Genomic DNA, 14,416 nt, shown 5'->3' on the forward strand with positions numbered 1-14,416 from the left:
CCGGAAAGCGACCCCGGCCCATGAGGAGGGCCGGGGTCGCGGTGCTACGAGCTGTCCTGGACGCCGTCTCCGGGGGGAGGGCGCGGGGTGCCGGCCCCGGGCTTCGGCGGGGTTCCCGGCTCCTCCGGCGGCTGTCTGGGCGGCCGCCCCCGGCGGGCGATCGGGCGCGCGGCCCCCGGCAGCCGGCCCGCCTCCGCGAGCGCCCGCCGCAGCAGGAACTCGATCTGCGCGTTGGCGCTGCGCAGTTCGTCGGAGGCCCAGCGGGCGAGTGCGTCGTGCACCGCGGGGTCCAGCCGCAGCAGCATCTGCTTGCGCTGCCGCGACCGGGACGCCGGTGTCCGCCGGGGAGGCGTCTGGTCGGTCACTGGTAGAGGGAGCCCGTGTTGAGGACCGGCTGGGCCGCGCGGTCACCGCACAGCACCACCATCAGATTGCTGACCATGGCCGCCTTCCGTTCGGAGTCCAGCTCCACGATGTCCTGCTCGGCGATCCGGTCCAGGGCCATCTCGACCATGCCCACCGCGCCCTCCACGATCAGCTGGCGGGCCGCGACGACCGCTCCGGCCTGCTGGCGCTGGAGCATGGCGGAGGCGATCTCGGGGGCGTACGCGAGGTGGCTGAAGCGCGATTCGATGATCAGGACGCCCGCCGCCTTCACCCGGGCGGTCAGCTCGACGGCCAGCTTCTCGGTGATCTCCTCCGCGTTGCCGCGCAGGGAGAGGCCGTCCTCCTCGTGGGCGTCGTACGGGTACTCGATGGCGATGTGGCGCACCGCCGCCTCGGTCTGGGTGGCGACGAACTCCCGGAAGTCGTCGACCTCGAAGAGCGCCTGGGCGGTGTCCTCGACCTTCCAGACGACGATCGAGGCCAGCTCGATCGGGTTGCCGTAGGCGTCGTTGACCTTGAGGACGGCGGTCTCGTGGTTGCGGACGCGGGTGGAGATCTTGCGGCTGGAGGTCAGCGGGTTGATCCAGCGGAGCCCGTCGGTGCGGATGGTGCCGACGTACCGGCCGAAGAGCTGGATCACCCGGGCCTCGCCCGGAGCGACCATCTTCACACCGCTCATGCAGAAGAACGAGGTGATCACGAAGAGCACCCCGAAGATGAGGAGAGGGACGCCGACCGCGTTGTTCCCGCCGGCCCCGATCACGCCGCCGACGATGGCGAGGCCGACCCCGGCGAGCACCCCGACCACGGTCAGGAGCAGGCCGACGCCGCCCGGGATGGAGTGTGCCGTGACCTCCCTGACCTGCGGTGCGGGCATGTCCGGGGTGTCGACGGGGAGGTCGGTCGAGGGTGTGCCCGGGCGGTGGTCGTCGTGCTGTGCGGTCATGGGATCCCCCGTTCGGCGCGGTATCGCACCGCGCTAGCAATGTGATTACACATTAATGGTTTTCGCAACCTTGTCCACCTCTGGGGAGTCGGTTCCTAGGGAACGGGTGCTGATTCTCACGTCCGTAAAAGACCGGATCGCTTGTCTTTTGTCCCCGTCGGCGGTGTTAGCTGGCAGGTCTGAGCGAACTGAGGAAACCGATCGAGCCGGTCGAGCAGAGAAGCGGGAGCAACACACCAATGGGTCGAGCGGATGCGCGACGAGCCCAGGCGCGGGAGTCGCGCAGGGGCCAGAAGAGCGGCGGCATACGCAGACTCTTCACGTGGAAGAAGCTGCTGGGTGCGTTCTTCGGGATCGTCCTGCTGGGCATGGGGGCCTTCGGGGCGCTCTACGTGTACGTCGACGTCCCCGCCGCCAACGCCATGGCGGAGCGGCAGAGCAACGTCTACAAGTACAGCGACGGCTCGGTCCTAGCCCGGACCGGCAAGGGCGTCAACCGCCAGATCGTCGACCTGGACGAGGTGCCCGAGAAGGTCCAGCACGCCTTCGTCGCCGCCGAGAACAAGTCCTTCTACAAGGACCAGGGCGTCGACCTGAAGGGCACCACCCGCGCCCTCCTCAACACCGTCAGCGGCAAGGGCAAGCAGGGTGGCTCGACCATCACCCAGCAGTACGTGAAGAACTTCTACCTGACGCAGGACCCCACCGTGAGCCGCAAGCTCAAGGAACTGGTGATCTCGCTCAAGGTCGACCAGCAGGAGTCCAAGGAGAAGATCCTCGCCGGGTACATCAACACCGCCTACTACGGGCGCGGCGCGAGCGGCATCCAGGCCGCCGCCCAGGCGTACTACGGCGTCGACGCCAAGGACCTGAACGTCTCCCAGGGCGCCTACCTCGCCTCCCTCCTCCAGGCCCCCAGCCAGTACGACTGGAACACCGCGACCGACACCGGCAAGAAGCTGGTCAAGGAGCGCTGGGCCTACACCCTGCGCAACATGGTCGAGATGAAGTGGCTGACCGAGTCCGAGAAGGCCGGCCTGGAGTTCCCCTTCCCCCAGAAGCCCAAGCCCGCCCAGGGCATGGAGGGCCAGGCCGGCTATCTGGTCGAGGCCGCCAACAAGGAGCTGGAGAAGCAGGGCGTCTCCGCCGCGGACCGCGAGGCCGGCGGCTGGACCTTCACCCTCACCGTCGACAAGAAGCGCCAGAAGGCGCTGGAGAAGTCGGTGGACGACCAGCTGGAGTCCAAGCTCGACCGCGAGGGCAACAAGATCGACGCCACCGTCCAGGCCGGCGCCACCTCCGTCGACCCGAAGAGCGGCAAGGTCGTCGCCCTGTACGGCGGCGAGGACTACATCAAGCACTACATCAGCAACGCCACCCGCCAGGACTACCAGCCCGCCTCCACCTTCAAGCCGCTGGTGCTCGCCTCGGCCCTGGAGAACGAGTCGAAGACGCAGGACGGCAGCCTGATCGGGCTCAACACCGTCTACGACGGCACCAGCAAGCGGCCCGTCGTCGGCAGCGACACCCCGTTCGCCCCGCAGAACCAGGACGACCGCAGCTATGGCCCGGTCTCCGTCCAGAAGGCCCTGAACAGCTCGGTCAACTCCGTCTTCGCGCAGATGATCGTGGACGTGACGCCCGCCGCCGTGAAGGAGACCGCGCTCGCCCTCGGCGTACCGGACAAGAACTTCCCCGAGCGCCCCGCCGTCACCCTCGGCACCATGAACGCCTCGACCTGGGACATGGCCGGCGTCTACGCCACGCTCGACAACCACGGCCGGAAGGTCACCCCGCACATCCTCCAGTCCGCCGAGCACCGCGACCGCACGGTGACCGCCGAGAAGCCCAAGCGGGAGCAGGTCATCAGCCGCGCCTCGGCCGACACCGTGACCAAGGGGCTCACCGGGGTCGTCGACGCCGGTTCCGGCGGCGCGGCCAACAGCCCCGCCTACGACGCGGCGGCCAAGACCGGCACCTCCGAGGACAACAAGTCGGCCTGGTTCGCCGGGTACACCCCGGAGCTGACCACGGTCGTGGCCCTCTTCGGCGAGGGCGACGGCGGCCGCAAGCAGGTCTCCCTGACCGGCACGGCCAACTCCGGCCGCGCCAGCGGCAGTGGCTTCCCGGCCAGGATCTGGGCCGACTACACCCTCGGCGCCCTCGGCGGCGGGTCCGGCAAGACGTTCGACCTCCAGGACGTGGAGCGCGGCGAGGTGCCCGCCCCGCCGGCGCCGTCCGACACCCCGTCCGAGGATCCCACCCCGTCGAAGGACCCCACCCCGTCGGACTCGCCGTCCGAGGACACGCCGAGCGGGACGCCCAGCGACACCCCGTCGTCGTCGACGCCGCCTCCGCCCACCAGCACGCCGCCCACCACGCCCCCCACGAGTCCGGAGATCCCGCCGCTGCCCGGGGACGACGACGGCCAGCCGGGCGAACGGCCGGGGGGCAACGGAGTGGCCCCGCAGTGAGGCCGTGACGACAGGAGGGGGCGGGCCCGCGGGCCCGCCCCCTCCTGTGTCATACAGCCCCCGGCGGGCTCCTCACTGCCCCCGGGGCGCCATCTCGAACCACACGACCTTGCCCGTCGACAGACGCGTCGCACCCCACCGCCGGGCCAGCCGGTTGACCAGGAACAGCCCGCGCCCGCCCTCGTCCGTCTCCCGCGCCCGGCGCTGCCGGGGCAGCTGCGGCGAGTCGTCGCCGACCTCGCAGCGCAGGACGTCGGTCCGCAGCAGCCGCAGCGTCACCGGCCGCTCCGCGTAGCGCACCGCATTGGTGACGACCTCGCTGACCAGCAGCTCCACCTCGTCGGCCAGGTCGTCCAGACCCCAGCGGCTCAGCGCCCGCCGGGCCAGCCTCCGGGCCCGGCCCGGAGCCGCGTCCTCCGGCTCCAGGTACCAGTACGCCACATCGCTCGGCGCGATCCCGTCGAAGCGGGCGGCGAGCAGCGCGATGTCGTCGTCCCGGTCACCCGGGCCGAGCATGTCCAGCACGTCGTCGCACAGGGCCTCCAGCGGCGGCGAGTGGTCGTCACCGGTGAGCTGCGCGGTCGCCGCGAGGCGCTCCCGCAACTGCTCGATGCCCGTCCACACGTCCCGCAGCCGCGACTCCACCAGACCGTCGGTGTAGAGGAGCAGCGTGGCGCCGGCCGGGGCGTCCAGCTCGACGGCCTCGAAGTCGACGCCGCCCACCCCGATCGGGGCGCCCGGCGGCACCACCAGCACCTCGGCCCGCCCGCCCAGGTGCAGCAGCACGGGCGGCGGGTGTCCGGCGTTGGCGATGGTGATCCGGTGCGCGACCGGATCGTAGACCGCGTACAGGCAGGTCGCCATCCGGTCGCTGCCCAGGCGCTGCGCCTGCTCGTCCAGGTGGTGCAGGACCTCCTGCGGCGGCAGGTCGAGCTGCGCCAGGGTCTGCGCCGTCGTCCGGAGCTGGCCCATGATCGCCGCCGAGGTCATGGAGTGGCCCATCACATCGCCGACGACCAGCGCGACCCGGCTGCCGGGCAGCGGGATCGCGTCGTACCAGTCGCCGCCGACCCGGGCCGTCTCCGCTGCCGGAAGATAGCGCGAGGCGAGCCGGACGCCGGTGGGCTGGGGCAGCGAGTCGGGCAGCATCGTGCGCTGCAGCTCGTCGGCGATGTAGGCCTCGCGCCCGTACAGCACGGCCTTGTCGATGCCGAGCGCGGTGTGCGTCGCCAGTTGCGCCGCGACCAGCAGATCACTGGCCTCGAACGGGGTGCGCTCGGTGCCGCGCACGAACACCGCGGCCCCGATGACCCGGCGCCGCCCGCGCAGCGGGGCGAGGATCGCCCGGTGTCCGGTGGGGACGGACCGGCCGGGGCCGAGCAGTTCCGGCAGGGCGGCCCGCGCCGCCGCGGAGTCGCCGAAGACCGGCCGCACCCCGCGCAGCACCTCGGCCAGCGCACCGCCCGCCCGCACCTCGCACAGCTCGGCGGCCGGCATCAGGTCGGCCTGCGGGTCCAGGATCAGCGGGCGCAGCCGCTCGGTCTCCGATCCGGTCGCCTCGCCGGCCTCCTCGCCGCTGACGCGCAGCCGGTCGCTGCGGCGCAGCCGCAGGACGAACGGGCTCACCGGGCGCTCGTCGCCCACCGGGAGCGGGTCGCGCAGATAGACCAGGATCGCGTCGGAGAACGTCGGCACGCTGGCCCGGCACAGCCCGAGGACGATCTCGTCCAGGTCTATGCCCCGGGCGATCCGCCGGGTCGCCGCGCCGACGAAGCGCAGCCGGTCGCCCTCGCGGCGGGTGGCCGCCTGCGCCTCGGCGGCGGCTCCCGGACCCGGGTTCGGCGCGGCGGCCGGAGCCGGGACCGCGGCAGCGGCGGCCGCTGCCGCGGCGTCCTGCTGCCGGGGCCGGGTGCGCTCCTGCTGCCGGGCCGCCAGAGGCTGCCGGCCTTCGTGGGAGGTGGGGTGCTCCGTCACGCGTGGGATTCCGTCCGTCCGGGCCGGTTGTATGAGGCAGTCACCTCGTGGGGCGTTACTGTGCCCCGGCAAGCGCGGGAAGAACAACGGCTGTCACCGGATGCCCCCGATGAAGGGGCCGAAACCGAGCGCCCCGGAGATGGCCGACGGGCGACCCCGCCGGCGGCGGACGCGGTGAGAGGGCAGCGGACAGCGTGCACGTCTCCACCCCCTCGTAGTGGCTCCCGCGACCGAGCGGAACGTCCGGGTCCGTGGCCCGTCCCTCCGCACGACCGGTGTGATGACTTGTGGTCAGTTCCGGTGTGGTGCCCGCTGGTTGCGGCGATCAGCCCTCCGTACGACCGGACCTGCCGACCGGACCGCCCGAAGGGTCTCTCCAGGGTCTCACGACGGCATACGGGCAGGGGTGCGGTCCCAGTCATCCGGCAGCGGCGGCACCTGCCACCGCGGATCGGGCCGCCAGTGCTCCCAGCCGTCCCGGAACGGCGTCCCCCACCCGGTGATCACCTCGACCGCCGCGAGCCCCGCCGCACGGACCCGCGCCGCGGTCTCCCGGTCCATCAGGCCGACCTGCTGCGCCTGGGCGAACTCGTCCTCGTCGAGCCATTTCCAGCTCCGGTCGGGGTTCACGGAGATGTCGAGAAAGTGATCCTCGGAATCCACCCCTCCGGACCACCGGGTCCGGGGCTCCTCCAGATTCACGTACCAGTTGCGGAACATCCAGCCCCGGTCCCAGAACAGCCACACCGACCACGGGTCCCCGGGCCTGGCCAGCTTCAGCACCCCGGAGCCGAACCAGGTCGAGCGGGCCGTGGTGCGCGGTGCGGTGTAGCGGGTGGCCAGCGGCTCGGCGTGCACCTGGGTGCCGTCGGCCAGCACCGGCCGCACGCATTCGGTGCCGGGCGCCATCCAGACGGCGAGCAGCTCGTCGGTGTCCTGGACCACGGTCACCGGACGGCAGATGTGCACGGGCGGGGCGCCGGCCGTCCGGTGGGCCCGGCCGTTGTCGCGGTAGCGCCAGAGGATCCGGTCCCCCGGCGCCCAGCGTGCGTGCTCTCCCGTACCTGTCATGGAGAGATCTTACGGAGCGCTCCCACCGGCCCGCTGCGACTCAGGTCACCCGGTCGCGATCCGCCGGACACCTCAGCCGTCACGGCCACCCCGGGTGTCACGCGGTCACCCCGGGGGCCGCCGGGCGCCCTCGGACGTCCCCGGGCGGCGCCCTGGCGGCCCGCGCTCACGGGCGCGTCATCCGCAGCACGTCCAGTGCCTCGTCGAGCTGCTCCATCGTCAGGTCGCCGCGCTCGACGTACCCCGAGGCCAGGACCGTCTCGCGGATCGTCGTCCCGTCCCTGAGGGACTTCTTGGCGACCTTCGCCGCCTCCTCGTAGCCGATGTACTTGTTCAGCGGGGTCACCACGGAGGGCGAGGACTCGGCGTAGGCGCGGGCCCGTTCCACGTCGGCGGTGATGCCGTTGACCGTGCGGTCCGCGAGCAGCCGGGAGGCGCGTGCCAGCAGCCGTACGGACTCCAGCAGGTTCTTCGCGATGACCGGGAGCATCACGTTCAGCTCGAAGTTGCCCGCCGCGCCGGCCGTGGCGACCGTCGCGTCGTTGCCGGTGACCTGGGCGGCGACCATCAGGACCGCCTCCGGGACCACCGGGTTGACCTTGCCCGGCATGATCGAGGAGCCCGGCTGGAGGTCGGGCAGTGCGATCTCGGCGAGGCCGGTGCGCGGACCCGACGCCATCCACCGCAGATCGTTGCAGATCTTGGTCAGCGACACGGCGATGGTCCGCAGCTGTCCGGACGTCTCCACGAGCCCGTCCCGCGCGCCCTGCGCCTCGAAGTGGTCGCGGGCCTCGGTGAGCGGCAGCCCCGTGGCGTCCGCGACCTCCGCGATCACGGCGGCGGAGAAGCCGGGCGGGGTGTTGATGCCGGTGCCCACCGCCGTACCGCCGAGCGGCAGTTCGGCGAGCCGGGGGAGGGAGGCGCGCAGCCGCTCCACGCCGTAGCGGATCTGGGCCGCGTAGCCGCCGAACTCCTGGCCGAGGGTGACCGGGGTGGCGTCCATCAGATGCGTACGGCCGGACTTCACGACCTCCGCGAATTCGGCCGATTTCCGCCCCAGGGATTCCGCCAGGTGGTCCAGGGCGGGGATCAGGTCGGCGGTGACGGCGGCGGTGGCGGCGATGTGGATGGAGGACGGGAAGACGTCGTTGGACGACTGGGAGGCGTTCACGTGGTCGTTGGGGTGGACCTCGCGGCCGAGGCGCTCGGTGGCGAGGGTGGCGATCACCTCATTGGTGTTCATGTTCGACGAGGTGCCCGAGCCCGTCTGGAACACGTCGACCGGGAAGTGCGCGTCCCAGCGGCCCGAGGCGACCTCGGCGGCGGCCTCCTGGATCGCGGCGGAGATGTCCGGATCCAGTACCTTCAGCTCGGCGTTGACCTTGGCCGCCGCGCCCTTGATCCGGGCCAGCGCCTCGATGTGCGCCCGTTCGAGCCGCTGCCCGGAGACGGGGAAGTTCTCCACCGCCCGCTGGGTCTGGGCGCGCCACTTGGCGTCCGCGGGGACCTTCACCTCGCCCATCGAGTCGTGCTCGATCCGGAACCCGCTGTCACGGGGCGTGTCACCTGACGTGTCGACCATGGTGTTTAAACCTCCTGAAAAAGATGAGCACTTCTCTTGTTCCATGTATTCCCAAGTCGCCTACCGACCAGTAAATACCGGGGGTAACCACTACCGGGAGGCGCAATGAGGCGCACCAGCACCAGACTTCGAGGGCTCGGAAGCCTTCGCCGGCTCCGTGTCACGGTCGCGGCCGCCGTCGCTCTCGCGGCCGCCGTCGGCGGTATGGCCGCCGCCGGACCCGCGGGCGCGACGGAGTCGGGTACCAGCTCTATCGCATCCACCCCTCTCCCGCCCGCGCTGGAAGCCGTCCGGGCCGCCGAGGCCACCCAGCTGTACGGGAGCCCCGCCGAGCGCCCGCTCGGCGACCGCAGGACCGGGCTGATCTCGCTCGGCGACAGCGAGATCTCCGGCGAGGGCGTCGGCACCTACGACCCCGGCACCAACGGGCCGGACAACTGGTGCCACCGCTCGCCGGACGCCGCCATCCACCGCACGGGCATCGCGGCGGACGTCACGTACAACGTCTCGTGTTCCGGCGCCTATACCGGAAACATCAAGATCGGCGGAAACAAGCAGTACGCCGACGAACTCGTGCAGAGCGACAGCCTCGCGATCAAGGCCCGCAACACCCGCATCAAGATGATCGTCCTGGTCGCCGGGGCCAACGACGACCTCCAGTTCGGCCCGGTCATGACCGACTGCGTGGTCCGCTACATCAGCCTCCAGGGCCCCTGCGAACCGAAGTACGCGGGCGGCTGGCAGGCCCGGGTCGACGCGCTGGTCCCCAAGGTCGAGCAGACCGTCCGCGACCTGCGCACCGTCATGACGGGCGCCGGGTACGCCAACAACGACTACAAGCTCGTCCTCATGGGCTACCCGAGCCCGATCGGCCCGGACTTCCGCGACAACCCGAAGTTCCCCGGCAAGCTGGTCTGCGGCGGGCTCGGCTACGACTCCGACACCGTCTGGGGCCGCAACACCGCCGTGCCCGCCTTCCAGGTCGGCATGCGCAGGGCCGCCGCCGCCACGGGGGCGTCCTACCTCGACAACTCGCGGCTCTTCCACGGCCACGAGGTGTGCACCGAGGAGACCTGGGCGCGCGGGCTGTTCATCGACGCGAGCAAGCCGGGCCTGCCCGACGAGAACTCCGTCCGCCAGTCCTTCCACCCCAACGCGGCAGGCCACCGGGCCTTCGCCTCCTGCCTCACCCAGCTGTACGACTCCGGGCTGCGCGAGGCGAGCTGTGCCGACCCGGCCGGCACGGGGAAGCCGGTCCTGACGGGGGCGGCCTTCGACGACCTGTTCGCCCCGCTGAGGAACGAGGCGACCGGGGCCTGCGTGGACGTGCCCGCCTCGGTCACCCGTAACGGCACCGCGCTCGGCGGCTGGGACTGCCACGGCGGGCGCAACCAGAGCTGGTGGTACGACGCCGGTACGCAGACGGCCCGCACCGCGCTGAGCCACGACCGCTGCCTGGACGTGCCGGGCGCGAAGTACGACGCCGGCGCCACGCTCGTCGTGTGGGACTGCTCGGGCGCGGCCAACCAGAAGTTCGTCCGGCAGGCGGGCACCGTCCGCCCGGCCGCGGCGACGAACCTGTGTCTGACGCTGGCGGGGGCCAAGGACCCGCTCAAGCTCCGGACGTGCGACGGGAGCGCGAACCAGCGCTTCGCGTAGCCGGAGTGGGCGAGGGGCGGCCGTCGTGGGGCGGCCGCCCCTTCCCGTGCCCCTTCTCACGCCTCCCGGGCCAGCGCTTCGGACAGCGCCCCCAGCGTCGGCGTCAGATACAGCTGCCGCAGCGGTATGCCGGGCAGCCCGCGCTCCCGGGCCAGCGTGGCGATCCGGATCGCGTACAGCGAATTGCCGCCCAGGTCCCAGAAGTCGTCGTCCGGGCCGATCTCCCCGACGCCGAGGACGTCCCGCCAGATGGCGGCGAGGACGGCAGTGGGTGCGGGGGCGGCCTCGCGGGGCGCGGCGGCCGGTCCCGGCGTCCGGCGCGCTCCGGGCGCGGGCAGCCGGGCCGGGTCCAGCTTGCCGTTCGCGGTGAGGGGGAGGGCCGGCAGCACGGTCACCGTCGCGGGCACCATGTGCGGGGGGAGCAGCCGGGCGGCCCGCTCCCGTACGGGTCCGGCGTCCTCGCCCGCCCCCGGGGCCGGGACCACGTACGCGTCGATCCGCACGGCCGCCGCGTCCCCGCCCCCGCCGCCGGTCACGGTGACCGCTGCCGCCGACACCGCCGGGTCCTCCAGCAGCACCTGCCGGATCTCGCCCGGCTCGATCCGGAAGCCCCGCACCTTCACCTGGTCGTCGATCCGGCCCAGGTGCTCCAGCGTCCCGTCGGGCAGCAGCCGCCCCAGGTCGCCGCTGCGGTAGAGCCGCCCGGCCGGGTCCAGGGCGTCCGGGACGAAGCGTTCGGCGGTCAGGGCGGGCCGGTGCAGATAGCCGAGCGCCACGCCCGCCCCGCCCACGTGGATCTCCCCGGGCGCACCCGGCGGCACCGGCCGCCCGGAGGCGTCCAGGACCCGGACCGACCAGCCGGGCAGGGGCCGCCCCACCGACCGGGACCCGGCGAGCGCCTCGCGGCGGGTCACCGTGGCCGCCGTCACGTGGACGGTGGTCTCGGTGATCCCGTACATGTTGACGAGGCGGCAGCGGTCCTCCGGGTGCCGGTCGAACCAGCCGAGCAGCGGGCGGGTGTCCAGCGGCTCGCCGCCCAGCACCACCAGCCGCAGGGCGGACAGGTCACCGCCCGTCCGGTCGGCGGCGGCGAGCTGGGTGAACGCCGACGGGGTCTGGCTCAGCACGCTCACCCGCTCCCGGACCAGCAGCGCGTGGAAGTCCTCCGGCGAGCGCGAGGTCCAGTGGTCCACGAGGACCAGCCGTCCGCCCGTCAGCAGCGCGCCCCAGATCTCCCACACCGAGAAGTCGAACGCCGCCGAGTGGAAGCACGTCCAGGTGTCGCCGGGGGAGAGGGCGAAGTCGTCGCGGACGGCGTCGACCAGGGCCGTGACGTTGGCGTGCGGGACGAGGACCCCCTTGGGGCGGCCGGTCGAGCCCGAGGTGTGGATGACGTACGCGGGGGCGCCGGCCGCCCGCCGTTCCCCGGCGGGGCGGGCCGGGTGGCCGGTGAGCGCGACCGTGTCCTCGACCGTCAGCCGGAGACCGGCGTCCTTCGCGGTGCGCTCCCGCCGGTCCGCCGGATGCTCCGGATCCAGCGGTACGTAGACCGCGTCCGCCTTCAGGACGCCGAGCATCACCGCCACCAGGTGGGCTCCGCGGGGCAGGCAGAGCCCGACGAGGTCACCGGGGCGGACGCCGTGGGCGTACAGACCGTCCGCGAACTCCTCCGCCAGGGAGTCCAGTTCGGCGTAGGTGAGGGTGGCGGCACCGACGGTGAGCGCGGGAGCGTCCGGGCGGGCGGTGACCTGGGCGGCGAAGACCTGGTCGACGCGGAGGGGTTGGGCGGCGACGATCTTCCGCGCCGCTCCGAGCGCCAGTTGCCCGGTGGACTCGGACTCGCTCAGCGGATCCAGATCCAGGAGCGGCGTGCTGGGCGAGCGACTCATCAACTCCTGGCACAGGCGCTCCACTTGATGTGCCGGTACGGGTGGTCCGCCCGGGCCGGCCGGCAGCGTGACCGGTCCGTCCCCGTCCCCATCGCCCGCCACCAGGCCGAGCGCGGGCGGTTCCTCGCCCTCGGCCGGGACGAGCGGTTCGGTGGCGAGCAGGTCGGCGACCGTGCGCCCCGGGGACAGATCTGCCGTGAACACCGCGTACCCGTCGAGCGGCCCCAGCGCGTACGGCGGCCGGTTCCGCGCCGGTACGGGGACGGCGACGCGCACCGAGGCCGCGCCCGTGTACCGCCCGGCGGTGAGGGCGAGCGCGGCGGCGAGCCGCCGGGTCTCCTCGTCCACGCGCGGGTCCGGGGGGAGCGGCCCGTCGTGCGGCGTGACCTGGTCCGGGGGCAGCTCGCCCAGCAGTACGCGGGCGACGATCCGCAACGACCGGGCGTCCAGCGCGGCCGCGTCGGCGGTCAGGACGAGGTCGCCGGGGTGCCCGTCCGCGTACCGCAGCAGCACCGCGCGCAGCCGGTGGCCGGGCGCGACCGGGCGGCGGGCCTCGGCCGTGCGCCGCCGGGCGGCGGCGTCGGACGCGGCCGGAGCGGGCACGGTCTCCGTCCACAGCCGGGGGCGGCGGCCTCCGGGCCACCACAGCCCGGCCGCCGCCGTGAGGACGGCGGCGAGCGCGGTATCGGGGAAGGACGGCGGCAGGCGGACCGTCAGGGAGTGATGAGCGGGCGGCACGTGAGCAACTCCTCGTCCACGGAGGGGAAACGGCTGATACGGCGGTCAGCGGGCGGTGAACCCGCCGTCCACGGTCACCACGCTGCCGGTCACCTGCCGGGACGCGTCCGAGGCCAGCCAGAGCACCGCGTCCGCCACATCGTCCGGCTCCACCAGCGCGTTCATCGGCTGGTCCCGGACGAACGCGGCCTCGTGCTCCGCGACGGGCACCTCCAGCGAGCGGGCGATCTCCGCCAGCATCCGGCCCTCCATCGCCTCGTCGTCCCGCACCGAGCCCGGACAGACCGCGTTGACCCGGACCTTCCGGGGCGCGTAGTCCAGGGCCACCGCCTTCGTCAGGCCGATCAGACCGTGCTTGGCCGCGACGTACCCCGCGAAGTGCCGGTAGCCCACCAGCCCCGCCGTCGACGCGATGTTGACGATCGAACCGGACCCCTGTGCGGCCATCCGGCCGCCGACCGCGCGGATCGCCCGCCAGGCACCGCCCAGATCCACGTCGATCATCAGCTGCCACTCGGCCTCGGTGATCTCGTGCGCCGGGCGGCCCGAAGGCGCGGCGATGCCCGCGTTGTTGACCAGGACGTCGATCCGCCCGAAGCGCTCCTCGGCCGCCTCCGCCACCGACTCCAGCGCCGCCAGGTCCCGCACGTCGGCCTGCCGGGTCAGCACGGCCGACCCGGCCTCGCGGCAGAGCCGCCCGGTGTGCGCGAGCTGCGAGGCCGAACCGAGCGGATACGGCACCCCGGGCAGCTCGCCCGCCACGTCCAGCAGCACCAGGTCCGCCCCCTCACGGGCGAACGCCAGCGCACAGGCCCGGCCGAGACCGCGCGCCGCTCCGGTGATCAGCGCCGTACGCCCGGCGAGCCGGGCCCCGCCGCCCGCCGGTCCAGGACCACGTCCGCCGGCAGCACGACCCGGGCCGGCGCCGCCGCTCACCGGCCCCTCGCCGCACGCACCTCGGCGGCCACCAGCGCCAGCAGCTCGGCCGGCCGCTCGGTGAGATACATGTGCCCGCCGGCCGGCTCGGCGACCGTCAGCTTCCCCGTCGTCGCCCGGCCCCACTCGGCCGCCTCCGCCGCCCCGACCAGGGTGTCCTCCCGCCCTCGGACGGAGATGACCGGAACACCCAACGGCCGGTCCGTGGACGGGACATACGTCTCGTGGAGTCGGACGTCCGCCCGCAGCGTCGGCAGCAGCAGCTCCCGCATCTCCGGGTCGGCCAGCGCCGGATGGTCGTATCCGGCGAACGCCCGGACCCGGGCGGCGAACTCCGCGTCCGGCAGCCCGTCCGCCCGGTCCGTGCGCGGCGTCCAGGGGCCGGGCGCGCCGCTGACCACGAGCGCGGCCAGCCGGACCGGCCCGCCCGACCGCTCGATCCGGTGCGCCAGCTCGAACGCGAGGACCGCGCCCATGCTGTGCCCGAACAGCACGACCGGGCCGCCGGTCCCGTCCCCTTCACCGAGGGCCGCCGTCACCTGCGCGTACGCGTCGTCGACGGCCGGGGCCGCCGAGGTGTGGGCGGGCTCGGGGAACCGCTTCTCCCGGCCCGGCAGCGACACCGGGAGAATCCGCAGACCCTCCGGGGCCAGCCGCTGCCAGGGCGTGAAGAAGGAGGGGCCCGCCCCGGCGAAGGGCAGGCAGATGAGGACGGTCTCTTCGTCGGCCACGATCGTTCCTGTTCTCTTCAGTGCCGTAC

Annotated in this window: 10 protein-coding genes; 2 read left to right on the plus strand and 8 right to left on the minus strand. The window is 73.2% G+C overall.

The annotated features are described in order from the left end of the window. Nucleotides 1–44: 44 nt before the first annotated feature. Together OG245_RS24640 and OG245_RS24645 are read right to left on the minus strand one after the other, a co-directional pair. Nucleotides 45–365 carry a hypothetical protein gene (locus tag OG245_RS24640; RefSeq protein WP_371625621.1) on the minus strand — a complete coding sequence of 107 codons (321 nt, stop codon included), beginning with the start codon at nucleotides 363–365 and terminating at the stop codon, nucleotides 45–47. Continuing rightward, the gene (locus OG245_RS24645) at nucleotides 362–1,333 is read right to left on the minus strand and encodes an SPFH domain-containing protein (protein WP_371625622.1); all 972 of its coding nucleotides are present in this window, start codon (nucleotides 1,331–1,333) and stop codon (nucleotides 362–364) included. The genes OG245_RS24640 and OG245_RS24645 overlap by 4 nt, the downstream gene beginning before the upstream one ends. Nucleotides 1,334–1,572: 239 nt before the next feature. On the opposite strand from OG245_RS24645, the gene OG245_RS24650 reads away from it, so the two are divergent. Beyond that, complete coding sequence (locus tag OG245_RS24650) at nucleotides 1,573–3,807, plus strand: transglycosylase domain-containing protein (RefSeq protein WP_371625623.1); 2,235 nt, start codon at nucleotides 1,573–1,575, stop codon at nucleotides 3,805–3,807. Nucleotides 3,808–3,879: 72 nt separating this feature from the next. Here OG245_RS24650 and OG245_RS24655 read toward each other — a convergent pair whose 3' ends face one another. The 3 genes from OG245_RS24655 to OG245_RS24665 form a co-directional block, all read right to left on the minus strand. After that, the gene (locus tag OG245_RS24655; protein ID WP_371625624.1) at nucleotides 3,880–5,781 is read right to left on the minus strand and encodes a SpoIIE family protein phosphatase; all 1,902 of its coding nucleotides are present in this window, start codon (nucleotides 5,779–5,781) and stop codon (nucleotides 3,880–3,882) included. A gap of 384 nt (nucleotides 5,782–6,165) precedes the next feature. Next, nucleotides 6,166–6,852 (minus strand): DUF402 domain-containing protein, encoded by a 687-nt coding sequence (locus tag OG245_RS24660; RefSeq protein ID WP_371625625.1) that lies wholly within the window; start codon nucleotides 6,850–6,852, stop codon nucleotides 6,166–6,168. A gap of 166 nt (nucleotides 6,853–7,018) precedes the next feature. After that, nucleotides 7,019–8,434 (minus strand): class II fumarate hydratase, encoded by a 1,416-nt coding sequence (locus OG245_RS24665; RefSeq protein ID WP_371625626.1) that lies wholly within the window; start codon nucleotides 8,432–8,434, stop codon nucleotides 7,019–7,021. Between the two features lie 105 nt (nucleotides 8,435–8,539). Between OG245_RS24665 and OG245_RS24670 the strand changes: the two genes are divergently transcribed. Then, nucleotides 8,540–10,093: a ricin-type beta-trefoil lectin domain protein gene (locus tag OG245_RS24670; RefSeq protein ID WP_371625627.1), complete on the plus strand. Its 1,554-nt coding sequence runs from the start codon at nucleotides 8,540–8,542 to the stop codon at nucleotides 10,091–10,093. Between the two features lie 56 nt (nucleotides 10,094–10,149). Here OG245_RS24670 and OG245_RS24675 read toward each other — a convergent pair whose 3' ends face one another. Genes OG245_RS24675 through OG245_RS24685 form a run of 3 tightly spaced genes read right to left on the minus strand, consistent with a single transcriptional unit; the run spans nucleotide 10,150 to nucleotide 14,387 of the window. Further along, nucleotides 10,150–12,720, minus strand: a complete 2,571-nt coding sequence (locus OG245_RS24675) for an amino acid adenylation domain-containing protein (protein WP_371625628.1) — start codon at nucleotides 12,718–12,720, stop codon at nucleotides 10,150–10,152. Nucleotides 12,721–12,765: 45 nt separating this feature from the next. Then, nucleotides 12,766–13,656: a mycofactocin-coupled SDR family oxidoreductase gene (locus tag OG245_RS24680; RefSeq protein ID WP_371625629.1), complete on the minus strand. Its 891-nt coding sequence runs from the start codon at nucleotides 13,654–13,656 to the stop codon at nucleotides 12,766–12,768. Then, nucleotides 13,653–14,387, minus strand: a complete 735-nt coding sequence (locus tag OG245_RS24685; RefSeq protein WP_371625630.1) for a thioesterase II family protein — start codon at nucleotides 14,385–14,387, stop codon at nucleotides 13,653–13,655. Before OG245_RS24685 ends, OG245_RS24680 begins: the two co-directional genes overlap by 4 nt. Nucleotides 14,388–14,416: the final 29 nt, after the last annotated feature.

Source organism: Streptomyces sp. NBC_01116 (genome assembly GCF_041435495.1).
GTDB lineage: Bacteria > Actinomycetota > Actinomycetes > Streptomycetales > Streptomycetaceae > Streptomyces.

Bases quoted from the DNA above. Each gene is read 5' to 3' on its own strand.
- OG245_RS24670 (WP_371625627.1), top strand. From the start codon at position 8,540: ATGAGGCGCACCAGCACCAGACTTCGAGGGCTCGGAAGCCTTCGCCGG.
- OG245_RS24645 (WP_371625622.1), bottom strand. From the start codon at position 1,333: ATGACCGCACAGCACGACGACCACCGCCCGGGCACACCCTCGACCGAC.
- OG245_RS24650 (WP_371625623.1), top strand. From the start codon at position 1,573: ATGGGTCGAGCGGATGCGCGACGAGCCCAGGCGCGGGAGTCGCGCAGG.
- OG245_RS24665 (WP_371625626.1), bottom strand. From the start codon at position 8,434: ATGGTCGACACGTCAGGTGACACGCCCCGTGACAGCGGGTTCCGGATC.
- OG245_RS24660 (WP_371625625.1), bottom strand. From the start codon at position 6,852: ATGACAGGTACGGGAGAGCACGCACGCTGGGCGCCGGGGGACCGGATC.